General features: G+C 59.5%; 4 protein-coding genes. All 4 read right to left on the bottom strand.

Features of this window, described 5'->3' with window-relative positions:
• Positions 1 to 1,601, bottom strand: a 1,601-nt coding sequence (locus AC1DIS_RS16450) for a glucose PTS transporter subunit IIA (protein WP_477780975.1), incomplete at its 3' end; no start/stop codon positions are given.
• A 62-nt stretch (positions 1,602 to 1,663) separates the two neighbouring features.
• Positions 1,664 to 2,887, bottom strand: a complete 1,224-nt coding sequence (locus AC1DIS_RS16445) for a maltoporin (protein WP_111454290.1) — start codon at positions 2,885 to 2,887, stop codon at positions 1,664 to 1,666.
• 93 nt (positions 2,888 to 2,980) lie between these two features.
• Positions 2,981 to 4,630, bottom strand: a complete 1,650-nt coding sequence (gene treC / locus AC1DIS_RS16440) for an alpha,alpha-phosphotrehalase (protein WP_477743274.1) — start codon at positions 4,628 to 4,630, stop codon at positions 2,981 to 2,983.
• A gap of 40 nt (positions 4,631 to 4,670) precedes the next feature.
• Entirely contained in the window at positions 4,671 to 6,113 is a 1,443-nt protein-coding gene (gene treP / locus AC1DIS_RS16435) for a PTS system trehalose-specific EIIBC component (RefSeq protein WP_477743273.1), read from the bottom strand.
• Positions 6,114 to 6,340 lie beyond the last annotated feature (227 nt).

The raw sequence follows: 6,340 nt of genomic DNA, 5'->3' as shown, positions 1-6,340 counted from the left end.
ACGTGATGACCATCGCGGGTACAGGCAGCCAGCGCGGCATTTTCCAATTCATATTGCCGGCGTTTCTTTTGTCGCTGACGATTGGCTTGCAACTGCTCGATGGCGGCCAGTTCGGGATCCAGCTGCAACTCGCCCTGGTCGGCATCGAGCAAAACCCGGGTGCCATTGGCCAGTGTCAGCACCTGAACCGGCAAACCGCAGATCGCCGGCAAGCCGAAGGCCCGGGCGAGAATCGCCACGTGACTGGTGGCGCCACCGCCGACCGTCGCGAACCCCAGCACCTTGCGCGTGTCCAGGCCAGCGGTCTGGGAGGGCGTCAGTTGCTCGGCAATCAGAATCGCCCCTTCCGGCAACTCCATCGCTTGATCCTCTACGCCGAGAATCAACTTGAGCACCCGTTGACCAACGTCGGCCAAATCCGCTGCCCGTTCGGCCAGCAAGGCATTGCCCAGTTTTTTGAACAAGGTAGCCGTCGACTCTGTGGCCGCCCGCCAGGCGAMACCGGCGCTTTTGCCGGCGTCGATCAGTGCCAGGGCCTGATCCAGCAGGCTTGGGTCTTCGAGCAGTTCCTGATGCGCCTTGAAGATATCTGCCTGGGCGTCCCCCGTGGCCTGGTCACGCAACTGCTGCAGGTCCAGGACCGCCGTCGCCAACGCCTGGGACAGGTGCTCGCGCTCAACTTGCGCGCCCCGACCGGATTCAATGACTTCAAGGGTCTGCTGCGCGATCTGCACCACCTGACCAAACGCCGACCCCGCCGATGCACAGACGCCGTGCAGCACCTTCAGCGATGAAGCATCAGCCGCAACCGTTTCAACCTCTGCCATCACCGTCACGGCTTCTCCGCACCCGGCAGCCAGCAACTCGACCAGGGTCTTGATCGCCACTTCGGCATCCGCGCCCGCCGCGCTGACTTGCACGATGTCGCCGTGAGCGGTCTGCAACGCCATGATCGCCACCAGGGATTTGGCGTTCGCGCTGTCCTGCTGTTTATGCAGACAAATACTCGCCGAAAAACCTTTCGCCGCCTGGGCAAACACCGCCGCAGGGCGGGCGTGCAAGCCATTGAGATTGGGCAGCGTCAGCGGTTTTGAGAACAGTGCCTCGCCTTCCTCCAGCTCATCGGCCGCTACTTCAGACGGACTCAAACTCAGCAGCAACTGACCACTTTCCACTACGCCCGTTTCAGGCGTCAGCCAAGTGAACGGCTCACCGCTGACCACCAACATCAAGGTCAACAAACTGCGGGCGTTCAAGGCAATGTAATCGGCATCGAACTCGATCAGCGCCTGCCCCACCTCAACCCGCTGACCTTCCTCCACCAATCGGGTGAAGCCCTTGCCGGCCAGGTTCACGGTGTCGAGGCCAATGTGCATCAACACCTGCACGCCGTTGTCGTCGGTGATGCTGACGGCATGCCCGCTGGCCTGCACATTGCTGATCACTCCAGCCAGCGGTGCGCACAAGGTGGACGAGGTCGGGTCGATGCACAGACCGTCACCGATCATGCGACTGGAAAACACCTGATCAGGCACCTGGTCCAGCGGCATCAGCACGCCGGACAAGGGTGCCAGCAGTTGCAATTGTTGGGGTGTGGCCATGACGTCACCTGCTGTTTTGTTCTTTGAAGTGCCGATGGAGCGCGAGGCCCCGACAGCATCGCTTATTTCCACCAGTACTCGACCTGCAATCCGACGTTCGAACCATGCCGCGCCGTGCCGAAGGCACCGGTGTCGGATAACGCCGAACCTGCCGCCAGTTCATTGGCCGCCCGTTTGGCCGCCTCGTTCCAGCTGGCATAGGTGTAATACAGACGCACCTCGGGGCGCGCCCAGAATTCCGGGCCCTTGGGTGACCAGGTCGGAGCGATGGTGAACTTGCTCAGTTTGCGCGTGCCGCCTGTGGCCTCGACCTGATCATGGCCCAGCTCGGTCACCAGTTTGATTTGCTCGGTGATCGCATAGGCTGGGCGAATCCCGAGGGAAATCCAGTTCTGGTCAGCGCCGTCGGGGCGAATGTCTTTCTGATAAACCGCCTCGACCTGCCCGCCGAAGCGCGGCGTCACTTGCCAGTCGAAGAACTCCACCACGCGATAACTTTTACTGCTGTCGTCCAGCTTCACGTTACCGGTATAGCCCAACCCCGTGCCGGGGCCTTCGCCGTACTGAAAGGCCAGTTTGTTCTTGCCGCCCAGGAAACCTTTCTGCACATGCTGGGTGGTGATCGCCCAGCCACGGTGAGCGTCGCGGCTGTCGGGCTTGTCGATGTAGCTCAAGCCGAACTCCAACTCACCGCCGGGGTTGGTGTTGAAGCCGGCGACGTTGAAATCGTGACGGTTGATGTAGTCCTTCTGGTACAGGTTGTCCTTGCGCGAGAAGGCGTAGCTGTACTTCAGATCGCCGATCAGCACGTCCTCGATACCGCCGCCGGTGGCGCTCTGGTTCCAGTAGTAAAAGTCGGAAATATGGATGTCATTCCGTTTGTAGTAACGCCGACCGGCCCACAGCGAACCACCATTGAGGCTGGGCATGTTCGACCATTGCGCGTACATCTGCGGCATGCGCACCGAGCCGTTGTCACCGTTGAACGTCAGGTCCTTGTCGTACTGGTTATACAGCGATGCCATGCCGTCGACGCTGAGCACCGAACCATCGTCCAGGGTGTACAGATCCTGGCGCAATTCAAGTTCAGCGTACTGCTCACACTCGTTACCCAAGCGGTATTTGGTCTGCGCTCCCGGTAGCTGGAAACACTGCTGTTTACCGCTGTTAACCGAGGTCCCGACGCCGCTGCGCAAGTAACCGGCGAATTCCAGCGCCTGGGCTGACAGTGGTAACGCCAGGCACATGCCCGCCGCTACAAGACTGCGATTTATTGTTGTTTTCAAGAACCACCTCATTATTTTTATTGTGTGATGCAGCAAAACCAGCGCGCAAAACTCCCCCGCGCAGTGTTCTGCGTGTTGTTCGAAACGGTGTTTTTAAATGTTGGTCAGGTGCAGAACGAACGACTCATAGGGCCGTAAAAAGACCTGCCGATGTTGTGGCGGACAGTCCGGGTAATTGCTGATCACCAGACGTTGTGCCATCGCTTCGCTGATCACCTCCGGCGGCAGTTCAACTTCGCACGGTGTGCCATAAAAGTTATTCAGCACCAGCAAACGCTCACCATTGCCTTCACGCACGTACGCCCAGATTTGCGTGTGTTCAGGCAACAACTGCCGGTACACGCCATCGGACATCAGCGCTTCACTGCGGCGCAGGGCAATCAGCTGACGGTAGTGATGCAGCACCGAATCCGGGTCGTCGAGTTGGTGGGCGACGTTGATTTGCGTGGCATTGGCCGGCACCCCGATCCACGGTTCGACAGCGCTGAAACCGGCGTTCGGCTCGGCGCTCCAGTGCATCGGCGTGCGGCTGTTGTCCCGAGACTTTTGCATGATCGCCGCCATGTTGTCGGCGTCGCTGGCACCGGCCTCGCGCTTGAGCCGGAAGATGTTCAGAGTCTCGACATCGCGGTACTGATCGATGTGATCAAACCCCGGATTGGTCATGCCCAGCTCTTCGCCTTGATACACAAACGGCGTGCCCTGGAGGAAATGCAGCGCGGTGCCGAGCATCTTCGCCGACACCACCCGATGCTCGCCGTCATCACCAAACCGCGAAACCACCCGCGGCTGGTCGTGGTTACACCAGAACAGCGCGTTCCAGCCACCGCCGGCCTGCATGCCGGTCTGCCAGTCGGAGAGGATGCGCTTGAGTTCGAGGAAATCGAAATCGGCGCGAATCCACTTTTGCAGGTTCGGGTAATCAACCTTCAAGTGATGAAAGTTGAAGGTCATCGACAGCTCTTTCGACTCCGGCCGCGAGTAGCGAATGCAGTGTTCCAGACTGGTGGACGACATCTCGCCGACGTTGATCAGGTCATGACCTTCGAACACTTCGCGGTGCATCTGCTGCAAGTACTCGTGGACGTTCGGGCCATCGGTGTAAAAACGTCGACCGTCAGTGTTGTCCTCAGGGAAATCCGCCGGTTTGGAAATCAGGTTGATCACATCCAGACGGAAACCGCCCACGCCTTTGTCGCGCCAGAACCGCATCATCTTGAAGACTTCAGCGCGCACCCTGGGGTTGTCCCAGTTCAGGTCGGCCTGCGTGTGGTCGAACAAGTGCAGGTAATACTGACCGGTCTGGGCTTCGTACTCCCAAGCCGAACCGCCGAACTTGGATTCCCAGTTGTTCGGCTGGTCGCGCCAGATATAGAAGTCGCGGTAAGGGCTATCGAGGCTGCTTCGGGCCTGCTGGAACCAGGTGTGTTCGATCGAGGTGTGGTTGACCACGATGTCGAGCATCAGCTTGATCCCGCGCTTGCCGGCTTCGGCAATCAGCAACTCGCAGTCAGCCATGGTCCCGTAACTCGGGTCGATGGCGTAGTAATCGCTGATGTCGTAACCGTTGTCACGCTGGGGCGAACGCAGGAACGGCGTAATCCACAGGCAATCGACACCCAGCCAGTGCAGGTAATCGAGCTTGGCCACGACGCCGAGCAAATCCCCCGTGGGGTTGCCGGCGTGGCTGTGAAAACTCTTCGGATAGATCTGGTAGATCACCGAACGTTGCCAGTCTTGCATGGCGGATTCCTTTTTGAATAGGTACTGCGAATGCGATCTATCAGGCGACCCGATACCCGGGCCGGACAATCTTCATGCTCAACCCGCAGGTCAAAACAAACGGCACGACCATGGCAATCACCATCCCGACCACGAACATCGGAATGAACTGYGGGATGATCGAGATGAAACCGGGCAAGCCGCCAACGCCGATCGCCGAGGCCTGGACCTTGTTCAGCGACAGGAAGATGCAGCCCAGGGCCGAGCCGATCAGGGCCGCATAGAACGGAAACTTGTAGCGCAGGTTGACCCCGAACATGGCCGGTTCGGTGATGCCGAAGTAGGCAGAAATCGCCGAGGTCGAGGCCATGCTTTTGTCCCGTACATTACGGGTCATGTAGAACACCCCCAGTGCCGCGCTGCCCTGGGCGAGGTTGGACATGACGATCATCGGCCAGATGAACGTGCCACCCTGGGTGGAGATCAGTTGCAGGTCGACCGCCAGAAACATGTGGTGCATGCCAGTGATCACCAGCGGTGCGTAGAGCAGGCCGAAAATCGCCCCGCCAACCATCGGCGCCAGGTCGAACAGGGTGACCACGCCTTCAGTGATGAGAATCCCCAGATGGCGGGTCACCGGACCAATTACCGCCAGCGCCAGCACACCGGTGACGACGATGGTGGTGATCGGCACCACCAGCAGTTGAATGGCGTTCGGCACCCGTGCCCGCAACCACTTTTCGATGACGCTCATCACATAGGCCGCCAGCAGGATCGGCAGGATCTGGCCCTGATAACCGACTTTCTCGATCTGGAACACACCGAGGATGTCGAAGTACGGCAAGCTCTGCCCCTCAAGCCCGGCCACCGCTTTGCCGTAGTTCCAGGCGTTGAGCAGATCCGGGTGCACCAGCATCAGGCCGAGCACAATGCCGAGGATTTCGCTGCCGCCAAAGCGCTTGGCCGCCGACCAGCCCACCAGCGCCGGGAGGAACACGAAGGACGTGTTGGCCATCAGGTTGATCAGGCTCCAGAGCCCGTCCAGCGTCGGATAGGCGTCCAGCAGGGTCTTGCCCTCGATGAACATGCCCTTGGCGCCGATCAGGTTGTTGATGCCCATCAGCAGGCCGGCAATGATCAGCGCCGGGAGAATCGGCATGAATACGTCGGAAAACACCCGCACCAGTCGCTGCATGGCGTTGATCTTGTCGGCGCTTTTCTGTTTGACGTCGGCGATGGTCGAGACGGCGAGACCGGTCTGTCGGCGCAGCTCGGCGTAGACCTTTTCCACTTCGCCAGGGCCGATCACCACCTGGAACAGGCCGCCGGTATAGAACGAACCCTTGACCAGATCGATCCGGTTCAGCGTGGCGCTGTCGACCAGGCTCGGGTCCTTGAGGGCCAGGCGCAGGCGTGTGACGCAGTGCGCGGCCTGCTCGAGGTTGTCGCTGCCACCGAGGCTTTGCAGCAGCTCGGTGACGATGTTCGGATAGTCATGGCTCATGCTTGTTCTTCCGCTGTAGTTTTTTGTTATTGGCAGCACGCCGAAGCGAAAAATACTCGTCTGTACGAGTTAAAGCAACAACTCGTACAGACGAGTTTGATTTTGTTTATCCTGAACCCGACAGGCGGCGATATTTCCTACCCCCTAAGTCAAAGAAACCCAAAGCCGCATGGACAAACCCCTACCCYGCCCTTAAGGTTCAAAACCTTGAGCACAACGCGGCACAG

It is taken from the genome of Pseudomonas sp. 05N433 (assembly GCF_056396925.1).
The sequence above is the reverse complement of the archived record's forward strand: the minus strand, read 5'-3'. Positions and strand labels throughout refer to the sequence as shown.

Bases quoted from the DNA above. Each gene is read 5' to 3' on its own strand.
- treC (WP_477743274.1), bottom strand. From the start codon at position 4,630: ATGCAAGACTGGCAACGTTCGGTGATCTACCAGATCTATCCGAAGAGT.